Origin of the sequence: Haloarcula sp. Atlit-47R (genome assembly GCF_003665985.1) — an archaeon.
Taxonomy (GTDB): Archaea; Halobacteriota; Halobacteria; order Halobacteriales; family Haloarculaceae; genus Haloarcula; species Haloarcula taiwanensis.
Map to the genome: position 1 here is coordinate 225,861 of NZ_QPLQ01000003.1, position 20,951 is coordinate 246,811.

The window sequence follows — 20,951 nt, forward strand, 5'->3', positions numbered from 1 at the left end:
CTACTTGACTGACTGTGACATGGTTTATCTCACTATCACTCCACGGTGGGAATGAAAACGACAACAGCGGTTCAGTTGAGCCGATGCCACAGTGTCCGGTTTCCCGATGGTACGTCGTCGCTGTCATGCTGGAAGCCAGGAGAGTTTAGGTGCCGGAAGCGGGACCGTTAGTTACCTTCTGTCGGAGAGAGGCAATCGATTCATAAGACCATCTCCCACCGAGCGACGCAACCAAATGCGGATACACTGACCAGTACAACGGATTCGCGAGCGCGGATAAGAAAAAGTACTTCCTGGCCTCCCTGTAACGGTCGGCTCTAACCGCAGACCGTGCCAGCGAGCGACGCATTGTGGCTACGAACATCCGCTCATAGTAGAGTCCGTACTCCGCCGCAACCCAGTCATGTTTCGAGATGAGCAGTGGATAGGCCACGTCTCGCTTCTCTTCAAACTTTTTCGTAATGCTGTCGGGGAGTCCGGTCTGACGGTACGTCAGCGTCTCCCGAACTGGCTGGAAGTGGGCGTGCTGTGCTAGGCGGAAGAACCACTCGCGGTCTTGCCAGGCAGGCAATCTCTCGTCGGGTAATCCTGCAGTTTCTATGACCGTCGTATCGACCATAACCGACGAGAACTGACCGAAGTTCGTGCCGGTCAGGAGGTCCGTCATTACGTCGCCCGATGCGACTGGTGTCGACACTGTCGTGCCCTCTGGCCCGTCCTTCCGAACGCCGGTGTACACAACACCGGTCTCCGAGCCAGACTCCTGAAATGCTTGCACCTGCTTTGTAATCTTCGTCTCGTCCCACTGGTCGTCATCGTCCAGAAATGCGACGTACCGGCCGTCGGCGGCTCTAATACCCGTATTCCTGGCAGCGTTCGCTCCTCGGTTCTTGTCGTGACGGAGGATCCGAAACGAGTTGCCCACCGTCGGATCGAATGAGTCCAGCGTTTCTCTGACAGGAGTCGGAGATGCGTCATCGACGACGAGCAACTCAATGTTGTCGTACGTCTGCTCTAGAACACTCTGGATGGCGCTCGATAACCGTTCGTTCCGGCCGTACGTCGGAATGATTGCGCTCACGAGCGGCGTTGTCCCTCCTTCCGTGTCCACGGACTCATTCATGTGGCTTCGGTATTGGGGGTCGGGACCGACAGTGTTCACTATTCGGCACCTACTCGTGCTCCCAAACCGCAAGTCATCGGCTGGACATCTCGCTGGTACCACCCGGTCGCCCTCTCTTCCTGAAGAAACTCCCCTCGAAGTCTGGACAACGTCCCGACCAGTAGTCAGATACACGCCTGAAAAACATATCAATACCGGAGTCGACGGGGTAACTAGAGGTGTGCCGTCTGATGGATTATGTTACTCCCGTCAATAGATACCAGAATAGGTTAAGAAGGGAATAACAATGCTATCAATCACAGCATATGTGGGTATGCTTACTGGGATCGCATCAAGTGATCTGCGCTCCGACGATACATGAATTGATTTACACGTACAAAAACAATGACTGATGACTCAGGGTTGGCGTCGCAGATAGGCCGACGGAAGCTCCTTGCCCTCCTCGGATCAGCCGCGGTCACCGGTGGTGTTGCCCATCAAGTGTTTGGGGGTCGGTTTACCGGGCCCAGTGAGGAGCCACTGGCTAGTGTCAAAGGCACGCCGGAGGCAAAACCAGATCAGGAACATAAGCCAGAGACGAGCGGGGAGAACATCAGGGCGCACGGTGCGAAACCGAACCCGGGCGATCCGAGTATTGAGGCCGCAGAGAGGAATCTGAAGGCCCTCCAAACTGCTGCTCAAGCGGCTGGTGCTCACGGGTCTATTTACGTCCCAGAGGGAACGTACTACATTGGCCGTAGAGCAGCGCAGTACGAACCATTCAATCGGATCGGTGTCGACGGGGATATGCCACCCGGCATCTCAATCTATGGAGCCGGCCCACAGGCCTCGGAACTCGCTATTACAGAACGACTTCAGGCCGATTCACACCCGGTACAGACCGGCTTCCGCTATATGGACGATGTGGACCACGGTACGGTCGTTGTTAGGGATGTCCGGCTCAATGGAAACTATGAGAACCTCCCGAACCTCCGCGGTGCTGGTGGCGGATCAAGATGTATCAAAGTCGGCGGCGACGGTGATCTCCACCTATCGAACGCTCATATCCGCGGCTGGTATCAAGAGGCTATCCTTGGACGGGATGTGCTACGGACCGTCAACCGGTGTACATTCGAAGACAATGCCATCGCCGACCACAATTATTCGGATGGCGGACACGTCGGCCACCACATCACCACCCACGCGAGCAAAGGCAATCCCCTCAGAGTGACGAACTCTCGATTCATCGATTGTTCTGGAAGCGCCATCGATGTCCGATTTAACGCCGGCGAGATATCTGTCAGAAACTGCTATGTGACTGGTACTGGTGCGAATTTTTGTAAATTGAGTGCCGCATCCCTGTTGGATGTCCGTCGTGTCTTCCACCGCGCGAACACTCCCTCGCTCGAAGCGAAGCTTGATGACATCCCCGGACACGAGTTTGATGGGCGACAGTTCATTCAGCGTATAGCTTCCCGAGCGGACACCCCACCGACAGTACGTCTTAATGACGTTGTTACGACAAATATGACAGACTACGCGCTCCAGTGTCGGATTGACGAAATGACTATCGAAGGAGATATGATAGCAATCATTAAAACGAACATACGAGAAGACGATGAAGTTATCAGAGACCGGGATTCTGGATGGTTCTCGGATATCGATATCGACCGGCTCTCAGTCCATGAGTGCAATGGCATGGTGTTCGATCTGAGCTCATCAAATGGCACTATCCAGACCTTGGCACGGAACAATAATCAGGGAGGGCTCGGCAACACAGCTGACCTCACGGTCGAAACGGATGCGAAGGGGCAAGCACCGTTCGAGCCATCAGTACCGTCGCCATCGACTGTCGGAATCAACACTGCGTCACACTCAGTGGTATGGAGGTGATCTAGTATGCCTGCACTGAAACTCACTGCCAGTCACCGAACAGGGATTCACCGTAACTATCAGACATCTCAATCATGAATGGACCAGACACAGGTATCAGACGATTGACTCTCGCATCACCGAAATCGGACACAGAGCCTCGACTCCGCCGGTTTCTGCTGATTTATATCAGCGTGCTGGTATCGCTTTCGCTGGCGATGTGGTGGGTCGGGTTTACGGCATTCAGTGTCTACTATGTCATCGCCTTCCTGTGGTTTCTAGTCCTGAGCGTACTCCTAGTTTCGCCGAAGGCAGATATGAGGTGGACCCACGGTCTTCGATGGGCTAAATGGCTCGGCTGGATACTGCTCGTGTATGTCCTCTTTAGACGTGTGATGCCTGTTCTTTCATAGCGAAGAATCAGTTCAAATGTTAGACCGAATACATCGCGTAGCTTTGACTGTCCCTGCGCTTATATATCAAAAGTATAATAACAAAACGTGGAATGTTAGCACTACTTGTGGATGGAAGGGTTCCTCTGAGCTCTGGATTGAAGACCTGCACCTCGACAGCCACATATCGGGTTGACGTAGAATCTGTAGGGTTCCATAGCATATATTGGGGTGCATATAACCCGAGAAGATCCTGTTTTCGACCGACCATCCGCAGAAATTGGTGGCTCAACATATGTATTCTGAATAAAGTAACAGTTAGGCCCCTACGCGTCAAACTCATCTATAATTGCCAGTTCAAGGATGACTTTAGCGCGATAGTTTCCCCCAAGAGCGTAGCATCCCAAAGTGAACAGCACATCCAAGATAGCTATAATTTTATTTGTTATTGTCTGTCTTCTAAACCATGCGTCAAAGAGAACACCAGTACCCGATGCATACTTAATGAGGCGCATTTCTAGTCAGCATTCATGTACGATGCGGTCGTAAGTGCGATGAACCACCCAGACCCCTTTAATCCCTACATGGGGCTGTTCAACTTCCGCTCTATCAAAGCGCTCAGTGCGAGAGACGCTAGTCTAGATGTTGTTACCCCTCGTCCGAGAGCGCCCCCGATCGGCCCCTATTCCGAGTTCAGTAATATCCCGAGTCGACATGAGTACAGCTCTCATGAGGTCCACTATCCAAGGTTCCTTTATTTGCTGCCACAAAAACTATTCAAATACACATTATCGTCGAAGTCGTTTTCGGAAATGCTTCCGAAATATGTCTCATCGAACTTTGAGACGCCAGATATCTGTCACGCTGGTCACATCCATTACGATGGTTACGGGCTGGTTCCGTACTGCAGGAGCAACGATATCCCGTTGACAGTCATGGGACGTGGAAAAATTTTGAATAACTTCTACAATCTCTCACAGATAAGCCGACGGAAGATCAGAGAGACTCTCGATTACGCGGATGGGATCTTTTGCGTGAGTGAATCACTCGCACGAATTGCCAACAATATTACCGAAACCCCGAAAGCCACTGTACTCCCCAACGGTGCGGATCCGTCACGGTATCCAACGGATAACGAGGCAACGATTCGACAGGAACTAGGAATCGACCAAGATACTACGCTTGTCATGTTCTGTGGCGGGTATACGGAACGGAAAGGGATCCGCGAAATTTGTGAGGCTCTGGATAACATTCGTAACGACGACGTAGCCTTTGTGTTCGTCGGTCATTACGGTGATCTCCGCACAGAACTCCTCGCCGAACTCAAAGCTAGCCATCACGAGAACTATCGAGTTCTCTGGGAAGTTCCGCCACTGGGCCTTCGTCGATGGTTCGCTGCTGCAGACATTTTCATGCTCCCGAGCCACGCAGAAGGCCGGCCGAACACTATATACGAGTCGATGGCCAGCGAAACAGCGGTTGTCGCCTCTGCTGTGTCCGGTATCCCAGAACAAGTTGTAGACGAGGAGACGGGTCTCTTGATCCCAAAAAAAGACTCCGATGCGCTTGCTACCGCTCTGAACAGTCTCATCGGTAATTCAAAAGAACGAGAACGAATGGGAACAAACGGAAAGGAACGGTTAGTATCGAAGGGCTGGACGTGGGAGGCACACGGGCAACGACTTGCGAACCTGCACGAAACAATCATCAATGACGGCCAACTCCCCGCAGCTGAAATCTTAGGCTAATGCCTGGCAGGTAGTGCTGTTAAGCTGTGAAGACGTGCTTTTCGAGGAAACGTTCGTACTCATCAAACACGGGTTTCGGCGAGAAGTCATCAGCGCGGGACCGCAACCGGTCAGAATCAGGCGGGTCAGCAAGCGTGTCACAGACTGCGTTGGCCAATCCATCCGTGTCGTCTATTGGGACAAGTGTACCATGCTCCCCATCAGAGAGGATCTCTCTGGGGCCGCTTGGACAGTCTGTCGACACGACCGGGCACCCAACCGCCAAACACTCGATCAATACCGTCGGTAATCCCTCATACTGGGACGAGAGGAGAAACACATCTGACTTTGTCATGTACCGATACGGGTTATCGACGAATCCGGGAAGAGACACCACATCTGATAACCCCAACTGCTCAACTGTCGTCTGAACTTGCGCTCTGCACGGTCCTTTACCCGCAATGACTGCACGCGCATTGGGGTTCCTGTTGACTACTTTCTCGAACGCATGGACCCATCCATCGAGATTCTTTTGCCGTGCGTGTCGCCCAACGAATAGGACGACATCTCGCTCATCGTTTTCTACCCACTCGTGCTCGACTGGTTGTCTGGCCCGACCACGAATCTGTTCGACATCCACAGGGTTGTGTAGGACAGAAATGTCTGATCGGTCGACTGGTGTTCTATCGACGAGGCTACCCGCGACGCCTTCGGAAACACTGATTATCTGATCTGATGCGGGGTAAAGTCTGGGAACGATCCGTCTGACGATCTGGTCTTTCGGTGTCGCCTCAACGTCGTGTCCGAACACGGAGTGTTGCGTCGGAATCACTGCAGTATCGGCGCTGAGGAACCGATTGATGGCGAGTGAGACAATGCTGGGGTGTTCAAGATGGGGAAACAACGCTGCTGGCTTTCGTTTATTTAAATATGTGGCCAGAAACGGTAGGTGCGCGGCCACCCCGACCACAGGCGTCTTCGATGGTGGCAGTTCGACGATAGACACCTGTTCGGATAATTCCGACCGAAGCTCACCGCTCGCCCGTGACAAGAGAAGATCAATGTCGTATCCTCGGGTGACCAGTCCGTTCGCGATTGTGATTGCGACCTGCTCTGCACCGCCAACGGAGAGATCTGGAATGAAAAATGCCAGCAGTGGTCGGTCACCGTCCATCGTGGTTACATTGTTTTGCTTGGGTACTGTCGAGACAGCAGAACCGGCCCCATCTGAAAGCGTCGACTCGTACATTGTCGTACTGATCCCGTCAGATAGTCTTTGTTAGTCACTGGGTTCCGAAATTGAATTCCACAACATGACCCCGCTGTTCAGGTGAGCAGATGAGATGGACAGAACGATAGAGCGGGTTGGAAGGAACAGACGGTAAGAAAATCTTACGAGACTCATTGTACAGTCCAATATGTAGTCTGCCCCTGTCAGCGGGCATTACACGTACGAAGCCTGCTCGTAGTGGTACCTGTACTGCGCTGCGGTCAATCCTGACCTCTACCAAACAGGAAACTGGAGACGTCAGCTCTAACTCGTCAGGCTTGTTAGCTTCATATAAAATTTTCACAATTTGAGAGATTCATTGTGATAGCCCCAAGGCAGATCAGGATCATCAAATGAAGGCGTCATACAGGTGTGCACGGTTGATACGTCATTACAAAGTGTGAACCGCTGCCGTCAGGTACTGGTAACGCTAACCCAGATATGCGTACGTCGGTACGCGTTCTCGGGGCGAGGGTTCGATCCAACCGGGGCTTCGTTCCGATAGAGAAGGTATGAAACCCGGATATCCTCTCCAACCAGCGTGGGAGACATTTCGTGCGATCGATTAAGAGTTTCACCAGCCGCAACGCGGCTCCTGAACCGACCTATCTGCGCGGTAGCTAGGACACTGCCGTTCTTGATTCTCTGAGCGATGACTACCACTGTATAATTTAGCTCTTGTCCCTCATGATTGCCGATGGTGACCTGAACAGTCCGGGAACTGCCGAGTGCCATCTCTGACGGATACTCAGACGCAATGGGCTCTCCGTTGTCGGATTCAGTTACCAGCGCAAACTCCGTAAACTGTTCACCCCGGTCAGTCGATATGGCCGCGTAACCGATCCCGGTACCGGAGAGAAGAAGCCCTAATACAAGCAACGTCCGTAGCATCGGAACACTTCTAACCGGTGGTCGAGACGCCTTGCTCCGGACGGTTGTCATCCAACGTAAGGGACTGAAAGACTCGTCAGCTGGCACTCGCAGCCGTCGAATCGCTGCAGCAATCGTGAGAACGACAGTCGTTACGCCGATAGAGAGTTGGTACGGTCCGGTAGTCTCACCCGGGGCAATCAAGACTACTCCTAGCCCCAATAGCGGGACAATACAGACACTGGTTCCAACTGCAAGGACACATCGTTCGCCTGTAGAGATTCGTCCCCCCCAGTTATCAAACGATCCATCTGACTCGGCGGAACCGCGCGGGAATAGAAGCGCGGTCAAAGCGTATCCCGGCGCGATAAGCACCGCCACCAACCCCAAAACAACTCTTGCGGGAGACTGTCCGATATACCCTTGGACAGTGGCGAGATGCCAGAGGCCAAGGAGTCCGATCAGCAGAAGGTCGATCGGGAACGCCTCCGTCTCGATGTTCGCATCTGCATCAGTAGCCATTATCGCTTGATGAGAGTGAAGTAATAAAATTAGACAGTTACTACCAGTGTAGACAGTCAGATCAAAGATTATCGTCCGTAATCTGGCCTCCCAATTTGCTCACTGGATGGCAAGGAGACTGTTGTCAGTTGATGAACTGCCACTTGGAAAGCAACTGTCCAGAGCGTGGGCGTCCAGTTGTACGCAATTGAGTCGGGATCCGTCTATCCCCAGCCAAGCGAATCATCGGGGACCGGTCAATTCGGGCTTAAGAATAGACTCACTATCGAGAGACAGTGCTTGCCGGCTCTGGTCACTCGGGGGCCGTGACTGTTTCTCTTGCGGGGAGTTCCGGGACTGCATCGAGAATCTGAACGGCGGCTGTCCCATCTCCGAAAGGCGTGTTCCAGTCCCCGGCCTTTCCGCGCATTTGTGTCGCTGCCGCGGTGATGCTACTCGGTTTCCGGCCGGCAACACAGTTCGCACCAACAAATGCTGTCTCAGGGCGTTCAGTTCCATACCTAAGCGTCACACACGGTGTCCCGAGGATGCTGCTCTCCTCCTGCACACCACCTGAGTCGGTGAACACCAGGTCCGCTGTGCTCTCTAATCTGAGGAAATCAAAGAAATCCAGTGGCTCGATAAGACGAATTTGGTCGGGAACTGCAATACCGAACTCTTCGAGGCGGTCCTTCGCTCGGGGATGAATCGGGTAGATGACTTCTCGTTTCGCTTGAGCGCTTGCTCGTGCGACGCCGCTGAGAATCCGCTCGAACGCTTCCCGGTCATCGACTGTTTCCGCTCGGTGAGCGGTCAAGAGGTCGAACTGCCCTTCTGAAACGCCGAGCTCACTCAGAATCTGACTGCTGGTTGCAGCATCATCGTCAAAGGTCTCGACTGCGTCGACAATCGTATTTCCAGTGACTGTGATACGGTCCTCGGGAATCCCCTCATCTCGGAGTAACGTTGCTGTTTCGGCGGTTGGTGGGAACAAATGGTCAGCGATGTGATCAATGATGACGCGGTTCGTCTCTTCGGGCATTTCGTCATCGAAACTTCGAAGTCCTGCTTCGACGTGAGCCACGTCGACATCCATCTTGCTCCCCGCGAGTGCGCCCGCAAGGGTGGAGTTCGTGTCTCCCTGGACAAACACCACTGTGGGCTCAGTGGCTTGAAGTTCTTCTTCGATACCAGTGAGCATCGCACCAGTCTGCGCCCCGTGATCGTCAGATCCGACTTCGAGGTTCACATCTGGCGGTGATAACCCGAGCTGTCGGAAAAAGACAGTATCAAGCGAGTCTGAGTAATGCTGTCCAGTGTGGACGATGTGTGTACCGACGCCACGCCGGTGACACTCTTTGATTACCGGGGCTAACTTGATAATCTCTGGGCGCGTTCCAAGCACAAACCCAACGGTGTTGTCAGTCATTGTTGCTCACGATTCCGGTAATTGAACGTCCGGTGGGAGTCCACCCACTCAGTTTCATAGCGATTCCGTGAGTAGCCGATAAGATTTGTTATAGGCCTCCTACGCCGTTGTTGATTGCCAGTGGGAGAATTGTTTCTGACAGACGGCTATTCGGAGCACTAACTCAGAGTGTCCGGACATCGAATCCGTGCTCAGTCCATTGCGCCGTGTCGATGACATCAACTGGATCAACCACAGTCCGGCCTGCCATCTTCGACCTGATGTCCTCTGGGTCGAGCGCTGCAAACTCATCGTGTGCAGCCCCGAATATCACCGCGTCAGCGCCGTCAACTGCTACATCGAGTGGCACTAGCTGTAATCTGGAGTCCGTTGCCCGCGGGTCGTGAATCGTGACTGATCCCTCGTCCCAACCCCCATCCATGGCCGGGCGTGTATCCACTGTGACAGTCCCGAGCAGTTTGGCTATTTCCAATCCCGGAGAATTGCGAGTGTCGCTGACGTTGCCCTTGTACGTGATTCCAAGGACGGCCACAGTCTTGTCTTCGAGTGAGCCGATGGCATCTTCGAGTATTCTGACGACGTGTTCGGGCATCCTGCTGTTGACTCGGCTCGCGATATCGATTAGCTCTGTAGCACCAGACCCATCGCTCAGGAAATGTGGGTCGACAGGAAGGCAGTGCCCACCCACGCCCGGACCAGGGCTCAAAATATCAACCCGTGGATGGTTGTTCGCGAGCGAAATTGCAGACCGAACATCGATGCCGTAGTTCTCTGCGAGGAGCGCAAGCGTGTTGGCATATGCGATACTGACGTTTCGTTCGGCGTTTTGTGCTAGCTTCACGAACTCGGCGGTCGTTGGGTCTGCGGCGACATGTATCTCTCCTGAGGTGAGTGGTTGATAAAGCGATTTGATGGCACTGACTGAGGCCTCATCAACACCACCAACGATTCGATCGTTGGTTCGGAGTTCTGTGAGCGTATTCCCTGGCATCACCGTCTCAGGCGTGTACCCCAGCTGTACATCCTCACCGATATCGAAGTCGTCTTGTGACAGGATCGGTGCCAAGATTCCGGTCGTTGTGCCCGGCGGTACTGTTGATTCCAGCACCACGGTGTCGCCCGATCTGAGAACGTCTGCCACGTTCCGTCCGGCATCTTTCACGTATGTCAGGTCCGCCCCGTCGTTCAGTTCGTCGTACGGGGTTGGAACACAGATAATATGTACATCAGCGGGTTGGGGACGGCGGCTCGGCGTTAGATTGGACTCCAGTGCATCCTGAATGTACGATTCAAGTTCAGGCTCGCTGACGTTCGGGTTTCCCTCGTTGAGGCGATCGATTACACCTTCGTCAACATCGAAACCAGTGACATCAGTACCTGCGTTGGCGAACAGCGATGCAGTCGCGAGCCCGATATAGCCGAGCCCATGGACGCAGATACTCATGCTCTCTGTGCCCTCGGTCGTTTCGTTATTGACTCGCCACGCTGTCGCCGTGCTAGATAGTCTGATGTTGATTCGCTTCGCATTGACTTACGAATCATATAGATTAGCCTTTGTTATGCAGAAGTTGTTTCTGGTAATAGAGATAACACCATAGTAAACCCAGACCTGATAAGTGTGTCTGGACCACCTAATATGGCCAATCAACTACTGAGCCGCCGGCTATTTCCGGTATAATTCCAAGGAGTGAAGAATAATTCCGGTGAAAGATGCGAGGATCCCAATGATTGTGAAAGTGGTGCTAGCCAGAGCATATCCAAGCGGAAAGCTCCCGGACTGAAGATAATTGAACATCGTGAAGTAGGTGAACGCAAATCCGACCAGAACGCAGGATACTCCGGGCACACCAAGCAACATGATAGGGTGCTCTCGCTCAACTGTCCGAATAATGTTACCAACGAGGGTGAGTCCATGCTCAACTGGGCCAAGGTTGTTAGAAGCCTCCACGTCGTAATCTATCGTCGTTGGGACCTCTACGACTTGGTAGCCGTTCGAGTGTGCGTGATAGAGAATATTGGTGCTTGCATCCATGTGGTCGCCGATTGAGTTGTCTTCAGCGAGTGAGCTTATCGCCTCTGTACTATACGCACGGAACCCGCTCTGTGTGTCGCTGATCTGCTTGGTCGGTCTGAGGATTCCGAGGCTGAGATTAGTCATGAGATTCACCGCAAACAGACCAAACCGCCGATACAACGGCATCTCGGTGTCTGCGTCCTCATCGAACCGATTTCCAATAACGACTTCGGCTCCCGACTCCTGTTGCTGTTCGATCAAGTCCGGGATATCACTGGGATCGTGTTGCCCATCAGCATCAAGGATGACCAGGTAGTCGGCATCACCCCGGTCAGCCTGGTCAAAAATACTGTTGAGGGCACCACCATACCCGACGTTACGGTCGTGCTCGTACACTGTCGCGCCCGCCGCCGATGCGACTTCGACAGTGTCGTCAGTACTCCCGTCGTCGACCACCAGAACGGTGTCTGCATAGTTCTTGGCAGACTCCACCACCGTACCAATCGTTGCCGCCTCGTTGTATGCCGGAATTCCGACCATGACAGTCGGATCCGCCTCGGTGACGGGTTCAAGTTGGGCGTCGACGGTGAATTTCTCGGTCTCTTTCAGGGCGTCCCGGCTTGCCGGGAGATTAACTGACCCATCCTCCTCACCATGGTAGAGAAGGCCTGGATACCCAGCTTCCTTGGCGAACAGCTGCAGGCGCTCGCGGGGGGAATCGGCCTCAGCCCAGTTTCCAGAGGGGAGAACCACTTCTGCATCGAGCCATCGGGCAAAAGTGAGTGCCTGAAGATCAGCATCAACTGCAGCCGTGACAATTGCCTGGTGTGCCCGTGAGTGTATACGAAGAATCTCAGCCGCAATCCACTCTGCGTTCGACTCGGTTGCGACTAACCCAACGGCGGGCAAGTTCTTTGAAACCTCGCGTGTGCTGTCACTAGCGGGCGATTGCTGTATTCTATCCGACATCTCAGTTCCACTCCGGAACCGCACTCAATTGCGGTCGTCCGGTGTGATCGTCCACACGCTCCGGTACGTTTAGTGGTGTCATTGTGGCGAATAGTGGATTCCGTTATGCTCTGCTGTGAACGAGTTATCATATTGTTATTCCCAGCTTTCCGAGATTGCGCCAATCCTGTATTATTCGCAAAAAGCTGGTAACAAAGTACGGACTGACGTGAGGACACGATACGTGGCCGCTATGGTCTCACCGGGCGTTCGCTCGGCACATGCCCTGTGATCCAAAGATTAGTCGCTTATGAACCGAGGCGTATGTCTACGAATAACTTAACCCATGAAAACCCCCCGTTCGGGTAGCATGTCGACGAATGAGATCCGCAATTGTCGGGTGTTAGTTACCGGAGGGGGTGGATTCATTGGGAGCCATCTTACGTCAGCGCTAGCGGAGGAGAACGATGTGCGGGTCCTCGATGACTTTTCAACGGGACGGCGTGCCAATCTCCCAGCCGATGTAACCGTCGTTGAGGGTGATATACGAAAAAAGGGAACGCTTGACGAGGCGATGAATGACGTTGACGTAGTTTTTCATGAGGCCGCAATGGTTAGTGTTCCACAGTCGGTTGAGCAGCCGGTCGCCTGTCACGAACTTAATGGGTCGGCAACTGTCTCCGTGTTCGACTGCGCTCGACGACAGGATGCGCGGGTCGTACTCGCCTCCAGTGCCGCCGTATACGGTACCCCCGATACGGTCCCAATTACGGAAGCGGAACCGGCTGATCCACGCACTCCGTACGGAATCGAGAAGCATCTCGGCGAGCAGTATGCGCGGTTTTATACAGAGCAGTACGGTCTGCCGACAGTCCCGCTACGGTACTTTAACGTCTATGGGCCGCGTGGACTGGACGGGGAATACGCTGGTGTCATCGGCACGTTCATCCGTCAGGCGCAGGCCGGTAACCCGCTCACAGTCGAAGGTGACGGAAAGCAGACGCGTGATTTCGTTCACGTCGATGATGTCGTCCGGGCCAACCTGCTCGCAGCCACGACAGATGCGACCGGCAGGCCGTTCAACATCGGAACTGGGCGAAGCATTAGTATCAACGAACTCGCCGAAACCGTCCGGGACGTCGTTGGAACGGATGTGGCAATTGAACACGTCTCCGAGCGGGTGGGTGATATCAGAGAGAGCGAAGCGGACCTCAGTGACGCACGCACACTGCTCGGATATGAACCGACCGTATCTCTCCGAGAAGGGCTTGAGTCAACGCTCAACGCTGAAGGCGAATAGGCACCTCCTGTTGCTGCTAACGGATATTGCAAATGCGGGGCAATAGTCTCATTCAGGCCATTTTTTGCTCCCGATAGTAGCGAAATGGCTTTTTGCGTCACGAAGTCATCACTTGTACACACAGCGATGATATAACCAAGGCATACTGATATAAAATAGCGTCTAACACTGACCTGACCAACTCATTCGAAAACGAGAACAGCCGTGCTGTTGCCTGTCTACATTTTCACTCAGTACTGGCAGACACGGCAGTGCGGTACGCTGTGGAGCCATCTAACGGGTCACGCACAGTGCCTGCACTGCCTCCAGACTAGAAGCGGCTTCTGGCAGCACCACTGAGCACCGTTTCTGTGGGGGATTTTTTACCGATTCGGACGGAATCAGTCGTATGATTCATAACCGGAGCGCACTGGCTGCCAGCGCTGCACACGAGGTGGCACTCGACTGTCTCGAAGCTGCTGTGGACGCGGCTGCACCCACGGCCGCCACCAAATCGGCTGTCAGCCGCGACGGCGAGACGCTGACAATCGCCGGAACGACCTACGAACTTGCCGAGTATACCGATGTTATCGTTATCGGCGGTGGGAAAGCCGTCGGCGGCGTGACACGGGCACTTGAGTCTATGCTCGGCGACAGCCTCAGCGGCGGCCACATCCTCTCCAAGCAGGCCGTCGACACTCAAACCGTCCAGAGTTCGATGGGAGACCACCCGTTACCGTCGGACAAGAACGTCGCGGCGACGACTGAGATACTAGAGACAGTCGATGAAGCCGACACGGACACGCTCATCTTATTTGTCCTGACTGGTGGAGCCAGCGCGCTGCTATCGGCTCCGGCCGGGGACCTGACACTGAACGACCTCCAGACAACGACCGATAGACTCCTCAGTGGTGGCGTTCCGATTACGGAGATTAATGCGGTCCGGAAGCACCTCTCAGACCTGAAGGGTGGACAGATAGCACGGCGCGCGGCTCCCGCTACTGTTGCCGGGGTACTAGTCAGCGATGTCGTCGGAAACGACCTCTCGACCATCGGTAGCGGTCCGTCAGTCCCGGACGAAACCACGTATGGAGATGCGATCGATGTGTTCGAACGATACGGCCTCGCGCCGCCGCCAGCCGTTCACGACCATCTTGAAGCCGGGCAAGATGGCCGACGACCGGAGACACCGTTCCCCGACGATTCAGTCTTCGACCGTGTTACGAACCATCTCATCGCGGACAACGCAACTGCACTTGACGCCGCCGCTGCTGTCGCACGGGAGGCCAGCTACGAACCATTGGTCCTCACGTCTCGGCTGCGCGGCGAGGCCTGTGAGGTAGCGAAGCCGCTCGTCGCTATCGCCGAAGAAGCGACAGCGACTGGCACACCGGTCGAACCGCCAGCAGTCCTCCTTGCCGGTGGTGAGACGACTGTCACGGTCAGGGGAGATGGCGGACAGGGCGGCCCCAATCAGGAATTCGTCCTTTCGGGGGCACTGGCCCACGACGGCGACGCAGTCATCGCTGCCGTCGACACTGATGGCGAAGACGGAAGTTCAGACGTGGCCGGAGCTATCGCTGATACGAGCATCATCGAGGACCGCGAACGAGCCCGCGACGCGCTGCTCGCAAATGATGCCGGCTCGCACCTCTCAGAACTCGAGGCGACAGTTGAAACCGGACCGACCGGGACGAACGTCAACGACGTGATTGTGCTCGTTGTTCCAGAGGCAACCGAGTAACGGCGGCACAGGTACGCGGTGGCTACTCTTAGGTGGTACTACCGGACCGTTGTATCACGGAGGATGTGGCAGCCACCGTTCGATCCGTGGGTCACGTTTATCAGCAGACGGGCTGATATGCCGTGCATGAACGCACCTGATCAACAGGTCGCGGCGGACGCCCTCTCCGTCCCGGAAGAGACGATCGTCGATGCCTGTGGCGACCCGCCGCTCCCCGAACTCGGCGTCATCGAACAGAACTGGGAGACAGACCCGATAGCGCCGGACGACGTCGCAGTACACGCAGCGCGGGCAGTCGAGTCACTATCTTTTGCCGAGGTACCTGCAGGCGGCGAGGTCGCGCTTGGCGTCGGTAGTCGCGGTATCGCGAACCTTCCCACTATCGTCGCCGGCGTCGTTGAAGCAGTGTCTGATGCCGGCTACAAGCCATTCGTCTTCCCAGCCATGGGGAGTCACGGTGGCGCGACCGGCGAGGGCCAGCGAACGATGCTGAACGAGCTGGGCGTGACAGAGTCAGCAATAGGCTGTGAAATCCGGTCGACGATGGATGTTGTCGAGGTCGGACGGACACCAGACCGTGATGTGCCTGTCGTCGCCGACGATACCGCTGTGGCGGCTGATGCAATCATCCCCATCAACCGCGTCAAGCCGCACACGGATTTCGACGGTCCCGTCGAAAGCGGGCTCTCGAAGATGCTGGTCATCGGGATGGGCAAGCAACGCGGCGCACAGATTGCTCACAAGTGGGCTGTCGACTGGTCGTTCCGGCGGATGATTCCAGAGATTACCGGCCAGTTACTCGACGAGTTGCCCATTGTCGGCGGCGTCGCAATCGTTGAGGACCAGCACGACGAGACGACGCTGATAGAGGGTGTGCCGCCGAGTGGGTTCCTCGACCGCGAGGCGGAGCTGTTAGAGACTGCCTACGAACTGATGCCGACACTCCCGTTCGGGGACCTCGACCTCGTGATATTCGACCGCCAGGGGAAAGAAATCAGCGGTCAGGGACTGGACACGAACGTTATCGGTCGCCGACCGTTTTCGATAAACGAACCGGCTCCGGAGACGCCAGACATCAAGCGCATCTTCACACGCGGGCTGACCGAAAAGACACACGGGAACGCGATGGGTGTCGGTTCCGCGGATGTCGTTCACGAAGATGTCGTCGCAGAACTCGACGCGCAAACGTCGCTTATCAACGCACTCACTGCAAGCACTATTCGTGGAGTGAAGCTGCCGCCAGTGGTCGAAACCGACCGCGCCGGCATCGTCGCTGCGCTGTCGACGATAGGCGTCGTCGACACCGAAACCGTTCGTGTCCTCCGTGCAGCTGATACGATGCACCTTCACCGGCTCTACGCCTCGCCAGCGCTGGTCGAGGCCGCACGCGACCGTGCTGACCTCCGTGTCATCGAAGAGCCGTCACCGATTGAGTTTGATACCGGACAGCTCGTCGCGCCGCCGCTCCGCGAGTAGCTGCCGGTAGCAGACCTGTACACGTGTATTGCAGAGCGTAGGCGGGGTGGGCTATGTTTTATCGCGGCGACACTTACACGATATCTCAGACCGTGAAGGCCAAGCGACACACGGGCCTGCCTCACGGAAGGCTATAAAAACGGGGTAAATAACGGGCGTACACGCGTTAGGTGATTGTGCTGGCTCGCGCACGCAAACCGTAAAAAAGGTTACGTCGCCAAGAGCTCAATAGGGTGGCTCGGCTGCCGCTCAAGCAGAGCGTCGATCTGCTCCAGACACGAGGTTCCGCTGGCGACAACGGGCCGGTCCTGTACGCCGTCGTCTCGTAGTTGTGTCCGGAGTCTGTCTCCGACATCCATGCTCAGTTCGTAGTAGTCGGACTTATACCCGAAGCTCCCGGCCATGCCACAACACTCCACATCAGATGTGACGACATCGTACCCACACTCCTCGAGCACAGCGACGGTATGAGCTTCGAGCCCGAGTGTCCGCTGCTGGCAGTGGCTGTGGTACGCGATTTCGGCCCCCTCTACGGTAGAGAGTGAATCGACGGCCGCCCCGTTGTCGAGCAGGCCGAACACGTACTCGAACACCTCGTAGCTGTTCGCCGCGATGTCAGCGAACGCCGACTCGTCGATGAGGCGTTCGTACTCCCGTGTGAACATCGCATGGTCACTCGGCTCAATAACGACCACGTCGCGGCCGTCTTGGATGTGGGGGGCCAGGGCCTCTGTGACCCGTTCGGCGTGGTCTGTCGCCGTCGCAACCATCCCCTGAGAAAACGGCGCGCGGCCGCTAGACGGAGCCGGTGGAACCACCACATCGACGCCAAGCGATTCGAGGACCTTTACCGCGGCTTTCCCGCGCTCGACCTGGACGTGGTTCGTGTACAGGTCCGGGTACAGCACTGCCCGGCGCTCGGGATCATCGACCTGTGAGTCACGAGCAGCGGCCCAGTCGACGAGCGTCTCCCGTTCGAACGTTGGCAGGTCCCGCCGCGGGTCGATACCCAGGACTCGTGACATCGTCTGTCGGGCGAGTGTCGTATCGGCCAGCCAGTTCGACACCGGCGCGGTGGCGCTGCCGAGTTTCGCCACGGTCTCAAAGTTTCCGAAGAAGCGTTTCTGCAAGGGGGCACCGTCGTCCTCCTCGTCGGGGGTGAGGCCGTCGACGAGCCACTCACCGGGGGTGTCCTTGTCGCGGTTGATCCGATCCCGGACCACGGTGTTGATCCACGGAATGTCGATGCCAACCGGGCAGGCGTTTACGCAGCGCGTACACCCGGTACAGAGGTCGTTGAACTCCTCGGCCACGTCCAGCCCTTCGATGCCGGCTTCCCAGCCCGTCGCAATACCGCCCGAATACGTCTCCCCGCCGAAGGCGTGGCCGCCAACGCTCTGGAAGTTTGCACAGGAGTTCGAACAGGCGGAACACCGGATACAGTACAGCGTCTCCCGGAGCTGTTCGTCGTCTCGCATCTCAAGTCGGCCGTTGTCGATAAGTACGAGGTGGAAGTCGCGTTCGGAGTCGAATTCCGACAGCGGCGTTTCGTCGTCCGTGAAATCGACGACCGGCGTGTCAACTGGCGGGGTCAGCAAGGAGACGTACGACGTGATGTCCTGACCGGTGCCCGACCGACCGATGAGTTCGATGAACGGGTGGAGGTCCGCAACTGTCGGAATCACCTTCTCGACGCCAGCGACAGCGACGTGCGTGTCGGTCGCAGCCACCGTCTTGCGAGCGTTCCCTTCACTGGTGACCAGCGCCATCGTCCCGGTGTCGGCTGCGATGAAGTTCGCACCGGTGATACCGACTTCCGCGTCGGTAATCTGCTCGCCGAGTTTCTCGCGAGCGAAATGGGTCAGTTCCTCGGCCGTCTCCAGTGGTTCGTCGGGGTCGAACCGCTCGTTGAACAGCGTAGCGATGCTCTCCCGTGACTTGTGAATCGCGGGAGCGACGATGTGTGACGGGGCTTCGTCGGCGACCTGCAACACCCACTCGCCGAGGTCCGTCTCGACCACGTCCACGCCATCCGCTTCGAGCGCTTCGTTGACCTCGATCTCCTCGCTGGTCATCGACTTGCTCTTGACGACCCGGTCAGCCGCTCGCTCGTCGGCTACCTCGCGGATGTACTCGTTCGCGTCAGCAGCGTCGTCGGCGATGTACACTGTCCCGCCGTTCGCTTCGACGGTCTCCGTGAGCTGGTCGAGAAGCTCCGGTAGCTCCGCGATTGCGTCCTCCTTGATACTGCGGGCTGCTCGCTTGAGGTCCTCGTAGTCCTCCAGGTCCCCGACAGAGTCATAGCGCCCCGCGTTGAACCCCTGCGTGTTCTCCGCGATTGCTGCCCCTTCGGTCCGCATCAGTTCGCGGATTTCGTCGGCAGTCGCCATTGTCAGGCCGCCTCCTCGACGATGATGACGTGGACCTCCTTAGGCCCATGTGCGCCTTTGACGAGCGCGCCCATATCGGCTGTCGCGCTCGGTCCTGTTGCGATGATCGCGCTCCCGTTCGTTTCGGTAAACCGCTCGTCCAGTTCTGCCACAGCTGCGTCCATATCTGGCTGGATGTCTTCCTCGTGAAGAATAGCCACATGGCGCTCAACGAACAGGCTCACGAGTTCACTGGCCTGTTCGGTCATCGTGAGGACGAGTGAGCCGTAGTCGCCGACACCGAGTTCGGCACCGGTTACGCCGGTGGTCGCCTCGCGAAGCCCGACCGGCGTCGGATCGACTGTTACCGGCGTCTCTGCGAGAGAAAACGCCTCGTCCCCGACCGTCTCGTCAAGCCCGATCCCGACTGCCGGCTCCGTGACTGCCTCCGTGACAGCGGCTTCAAGTTCAGACTCGGGTGTGCTGGAAACTGACACGCCCAGTGCTTCGAGCGACCCCTCGAACGAAGCGCGTTTGCTTTCCATCTATACGCGAACCGAAAACCTACATCATCATTTAATTTTTGTCTGAAAGAGACGACGGCCCAGCAGGCGTGGTCGATCACCGTTCACCTTCCCTCCCGAACTGGATAGTGTTTTTATATTATATCTGGTATCCTGATTCCATTTACTGCTATTATTTACATTCTTTCCAGATTTTATATCCAAATTCGACACTCTTAGATAATAATTCGAATATATGGATGTATATCTGCCACTTCCGTCACTAGGCAGTCTATCAATCTCGTCATAGCAGTTGCAACAGTGATCGGTTGTGTTTGTGTCGAACAACGACCGGGAGGCAAGGGACTTTGTGGGTTCTGTGAGAAACACCGACAACGGATCGATGGATAACCCACCCGGCGTACCTCCAGAGACAAAGGTTGCGACATTACTAGAAGAGGGGAAAGAAGCTGACGCACGAACAGCGCTTGAGGGTCTTTCGAGGGCCGAACCAGCGACCCAGCAGACGTGCTTGCAGTCACTCAAAGCGGCTGCCGAGGGCCACCCCGAACTGTTCGGCGGCGTCCTGCCGTCGCTCACTGAGTTCTTACAGGGCAGTGAGCGGCCGACACGACTCACGACAGCGAAGTTGTTCGTCGCAGTCAGTGAGGGCGCGCCGGACAGCGTGGTTCCCGTCGTCCCGACGCTTGCCGAGCGACTTGCGGACGAATCGGAGTTCTACTACGTCCGTGCACGGTGCGCGGAGGCGCTGGGCTACGTCGCCGTCGACCATCCCGACGCCGTCGTCTCGCCGGAGGTCGTAGCAGACCTGCGTATCGGTCTGGAGTTCGACGAACCAGAGGTACGAGAGAAATTGGCGAAGGCCCTGTCCTACATCGCCCTGGGTAGTCCCGACAGACTCCGGTATCAGGTCGATTCACTCGCCGAGCATCTCCACGTGGACGACGAACTGGTTCGATATCACCTGAGCACGGCACTCGTCGTCATCGGTACTGAGTGTCCCGAACGGCTTACAGACGCCAGTGAAGAACTCATATCAGGTCTCGAAGACGAAAGCAGATACGTTCGTTGGCGGGCGGCCGAAGCGCTAGGTTTGCTCGCCGGCACTGCTGACCTGGCGTCGTTCCCACACGACCGGCTCGACGCACTCACCGACGACCACGAGTTTGTCGCAGAGCGAGCGCAGCTCGCTCTATCCCAGTCCCGTGGGGAAGAGCTTGACAGTGCATATGACGAAGTAGCCACGAAAGAGACGATTCGCACGCAAACAGCCGACATTGTCTCAGAAATCCGTACGTCGGGAGATGATGGCGAGTGCCCACATTGCGGACTCTCACTCCCCGATTCCGGCCCCCCGCTCTGCCCAAGCTGTGGCACCCCGCTGTGAAGGACGGTCGGATTACTGCAGTTTCCACAGAACGGCCCCGCCGTATA

14 protein-coding genes are annotated in these 20,951 nt (G+C 56.1%); 6 read left to right on the top strand and 8 right to left on the bottom strand.

What is annotated here, in order from left to right; genetic code table 11:
- Nucleotides 1-145: 145 nt before the first annotated feature.
- Nucleotides 146-1,123, bottom strand: coding sequence for a glycosyltransferase (locus tag DVK00_RS13250; protein WP_101351810.1), 978 nt, complete (start codon nucleotides 1,121-1,123; stop codon nucleotides 146-148).
- A 384-nt stretch (nucleotides 1,124-1,507) separates the two neighbouring features.
- On the opposite strand from DVK00_RS13250, the gene DVK00_RS13255 reads away from it, so the two are divergent.
- Together DVK00_RS13255 and DVK00_RS13265 are read left to right on the top strand one after the other, a co-directional pair.
- Nucleotides 1,508-2,995 carry a right-handed parallel beta-helix repeat-containing protein gene (locus DVK00_RS13255; protein WP_121537057.1) on the top strand — a complete coding sequence of 496 codons (1,488 nt, stop codon included), beginning with the start codon at nucleotides 1,508-1,510 and terminating at the stop codon, nucleotides 2,993-2,995.
- A 901-nt stretch (nucleotides 2,996-3,896) separates the two neighbouring features.
- Complete coding sequence (locus DVK00_RS13265) at nucleotides 3,897-5,114, top strand: glycosyltransferase family 4 protein (RefSeq protein ID WP_121577837.1); 1,218 nt, start codon at nucleotides 3,897-3,899, stop codon at nucleotides 5,112-5,114.
- Between the two features lie 19 nt (nucleotides 5,115-5,133).
- On the opposite strand, the gene DVK00_RS13270 is transcribed toward DVK00_RS13265, so the two are convergent.
- The 5 genes from DVK00_RS13270 to DVK00_RS13290 all read right to left on the bottom strand — a co-directional run bounded on the left by DVK00_RS13270 (nucleotide 5,134) and on the right by DVK00_RS13290 (nucleotide 12,146).
- On the bottom strand, nucleotides 5,134-6,342 hold the full coding sequence (locus tag DVK00_RS13270; RefSeq protein WP_121577838.1) for a glycosyltransferase: 1,209 nt from the start codon (nucleotides 6,340-6,342) through the stop codon (nucleotides 5,134-5,136).
- 435 nt (nucleotides 6,343-6,777) lie between these two features.
- Complete coding sequence (locus DVK00_RS13275) at nucleotides 6,778-7,755, bottom strand: DUF1616 domain-containing protein (protein ID WP_121577839.1); 978 nt, start codon at nucleotides 7,753-7,755, stop codon at nucleotides 6,778-6,780.
- A 292-nt stretch (nucleotides 7,756-8,047) separates the two neighbouring features.
- Nucleotides 8,048-9,163: a non-hydrolyzing UDP-N-acetylglucosamine 2-epimerase gene (gene wecB / locus DVK00_RS13280; protein ID WP_121537063.1), complete on the bottom strand. Its 1,116-nt coding sequence runs from the start codon at nucleotides 9,161-9,163 to the stop codon at nucleotides 8,048-8,050.
- Nucleotides 9,164-9,326: 163 nt separating this feature from the next.
- Nucleotides 9,327-10,607, bottom strand: coding sequence for a nucleotide sugar dehydrogenase (locus DVK00_RS13285; RefSeq protein ID WP_121577840.1), 1,281 nt, complete (start codon nucleotides 10,605-10,607; stop codon nucleotides 9,327-9,329).
- 219 nt (nucleotides 10,608-10,826) lie between these two features.
- On the bottom strand, nucleotides 10,827-12,146 hold the full coding sequence (locus DVK00_RS13290) for a glycosyltransferase family 2 protein (protein WP_121577841.1): 1,320 nt from the start codon (nucleotides 12,144-12,146) through the stop codon (nucleotides 10,827-10,829).
- A 349-nt stretch (nucleotides 12,147-12,495) separates the two neighbouring features.
- On the opposite strand from DVK00_RS13290, the gene DVK00_RS13295 reads away from it, so the two are divergent.
- The 3 genes from DVK00_RS13295 to DVK00_RS13305 all read left to right on the top strand — a co-directional run bounded on the left by DVK00_RS13295 (nucleotide 12,496) and on the right by DVK00_RS13305 (nucleotide 16,624).
- The gene (locus tag DVK00_RS13295; protein WP_101351819.1) at nucleotides 12,496-13,425 is read left to right on the top strand and encodes an NAD-dependent epimerase/dehydratase family protein; all 930 of its coding nucleotides are present in this window, start codon (nucleotides 12,496-12,498) and stop codon (nucleotides 13,423-13,425) included.
- 388 nt (nucleotides 13,426-13,813) lie between these two features.
- Entirely contained in the window at nucleotides 13,814-15,148 is a 1,335-nt protein-coding gene (locus DVK00_RS13300) for a glycerate kinase (RefSeq protein ID WP_121512762.1), read from the top strand.
- Nucleotides 15,149-15,274: 126 nt separating this feature from the next.
- Nucleotides 15,275-16,624, top strand: a complete 1,350-nt coding sequence (locus DVK00_RS13305; RefSeq protein WP_101351821.1) for a DUF362 domain-containing protein — start codon at nucleotides 15,275-15,277, stop codon at nucleotides 16,622-16,624.
- 209 nt (nucleotides 16,625-16,833) lie between these two features.
- Here DVK00_RS13305 and DVK00_RS13310 read toward each other — a convergent pair whose 3' ends face one another.
- Nucleotides 16,834-19,014, bottom strand: coding sequence for an LUD domain-containing protein (locus tag DVK00_RS13310; RefSeq protein WP_101351822.1), 2,181 nt, complete (start codon nucleotides 19,012-19,014; stop codon nucleotides 16,834-16,836).
- A gap of 2 nt (nucleotides 19,015-19,016) precedes the next feature.
- A complete protein-coding gene (locus DVK00_RS13315; RefSeq protein WP_101351823.1) occupies nucleotides 19,017-19,538 on the bottom strand; it encodes an LUD domain-containing protein in 522 nt (173 codons plus the stop codon).
- A 361-nt stretch (nucleotides 19,539-19,899) separates the two neighbouring features.
- On the opposite strand from DVK00_RS13315, the gene DVK00_RS13320 reads away from it, so the two are divergent.
- Nucleotides 19,900-20,904: a HEAT repeat domain-containing protein gene (locus tag DVK00_RS13320; RefSeq protein WP_121577842.1), complete on the top strand. Its 1,005-nt coding sequence runs from the start codon at nucleotides 19,900-19,902 to the stop codon at nucleotides 20,902-20,904.
- Nucleotides 20,905-20,951: the final 47 nt, after the last annotated feature.

What these genes read in the sequence shown, in the direction of transcription:
- DVK00_RS13295 (WP_101351819.1), top strand. Translation starts at nt 12,496, where the DNA reads ATGTCGACGAATGAGATCCGCAATTGTCGGGTGTTAGTTACCGGAGGG.
- DVK00_RS13320 (WP_121577842.1), top strand. Translation starts at nt 19,900, where the DNA reads ATGGATAACCCACCCGGCGTACCTCCAGAGACAAAGGTTGCGACATTA.
- DVK00_RS13290 (WP_121577841.1), bottom strand. Translation starts at nt 12,146, where the DNA reads ATGTCGGATAGAATACAGCAATCGCCCGCTAGTGACAGCACACGCGAG.
- DVK00_RS13305 (WP_101351821.1), top strand. Translation starts at nt 15,275, where the DNA reads ATGAACGCACCTGATCAACAGGTCGCGGCGGACGCCCTCTCCGTCCCG.
- DVK00_RS13250 (WP_101351810.1), bottom strand. Translation starts at nt 1,123, where the DNA reads ATGAATGAGTCCGTGGACACGGAAGGAGGGACAACGCCGCTCGTGAGC.
- wecB (WP_121537063.1), bottom strand. Translation starts at nt 9,163, where the DNA reads ATGACTGACAACACCGTTGGGTTTGTGCTTGGAACGCGCCCAGAGATT.
- DVK00_RS13275 (WP_121577839.1), bottom strand. Translation starts at nt 7,755, where the DNA reads ATGGCTACTGATGCAGATGCGAACATCGAGACGGAGGCGTTCCCGATC.
- DVK00_RS13285 (WP_121577840.1), bottom strand. Translation starts at nt 10,607, where the DNA reads ATGAGTATCTGCGTCCATGGGCTCGGCTATATCGGGCTCGCGACTGCA.
- DVK00_RS13255 (WP_121537057.1), top strand. Translation starts at nt 1,508, where the DNA reads ATGACTGATGACTCAGGGTTGGCGTCGCAGATAGGCCGACGGAAGCTC.
- DVK00_RS13265 (WP_121577837.1), top strand. Translation starts at nt 3,897, where the DNA reads ATGTACGATGCGGTCGTAAGTGCGATGAACCACCCAGACCCCTTTAAT.
- DVK00_RS13315 (WP_101351823.1), bottom strand. Translation starts at nt 19,538, where the DNA reads ATGGAAAGCAAACGCGCTTCGTTCGAGGGGTCGCTCGAAGCACTGGGC.
- DVK00_RS13270 (WP_121577838.1), bottom strand. Translation starts at nt 6,342, where the DNA reads ATGTACGAGTCGACGCTTTCAGATGGGGCCGGTTCTGCTGTCTCGACA.
- DVK00_RS13310 (WP_101351822.1), bottom strand. Translation starts at nt 19,014, where the DNA reads ATGGCGACTGCCGACGAAATCCGCGAACTGATGCGGACCGAAGGGGCA.
- DVK00_RS13300 (WP_121512762.1), top strand. Translation starts at nt 13,814, where the DNA reads ATGATTCATAACCGGAGCGCACTGGCTGCCAGCGCTGCACACGAGGTG.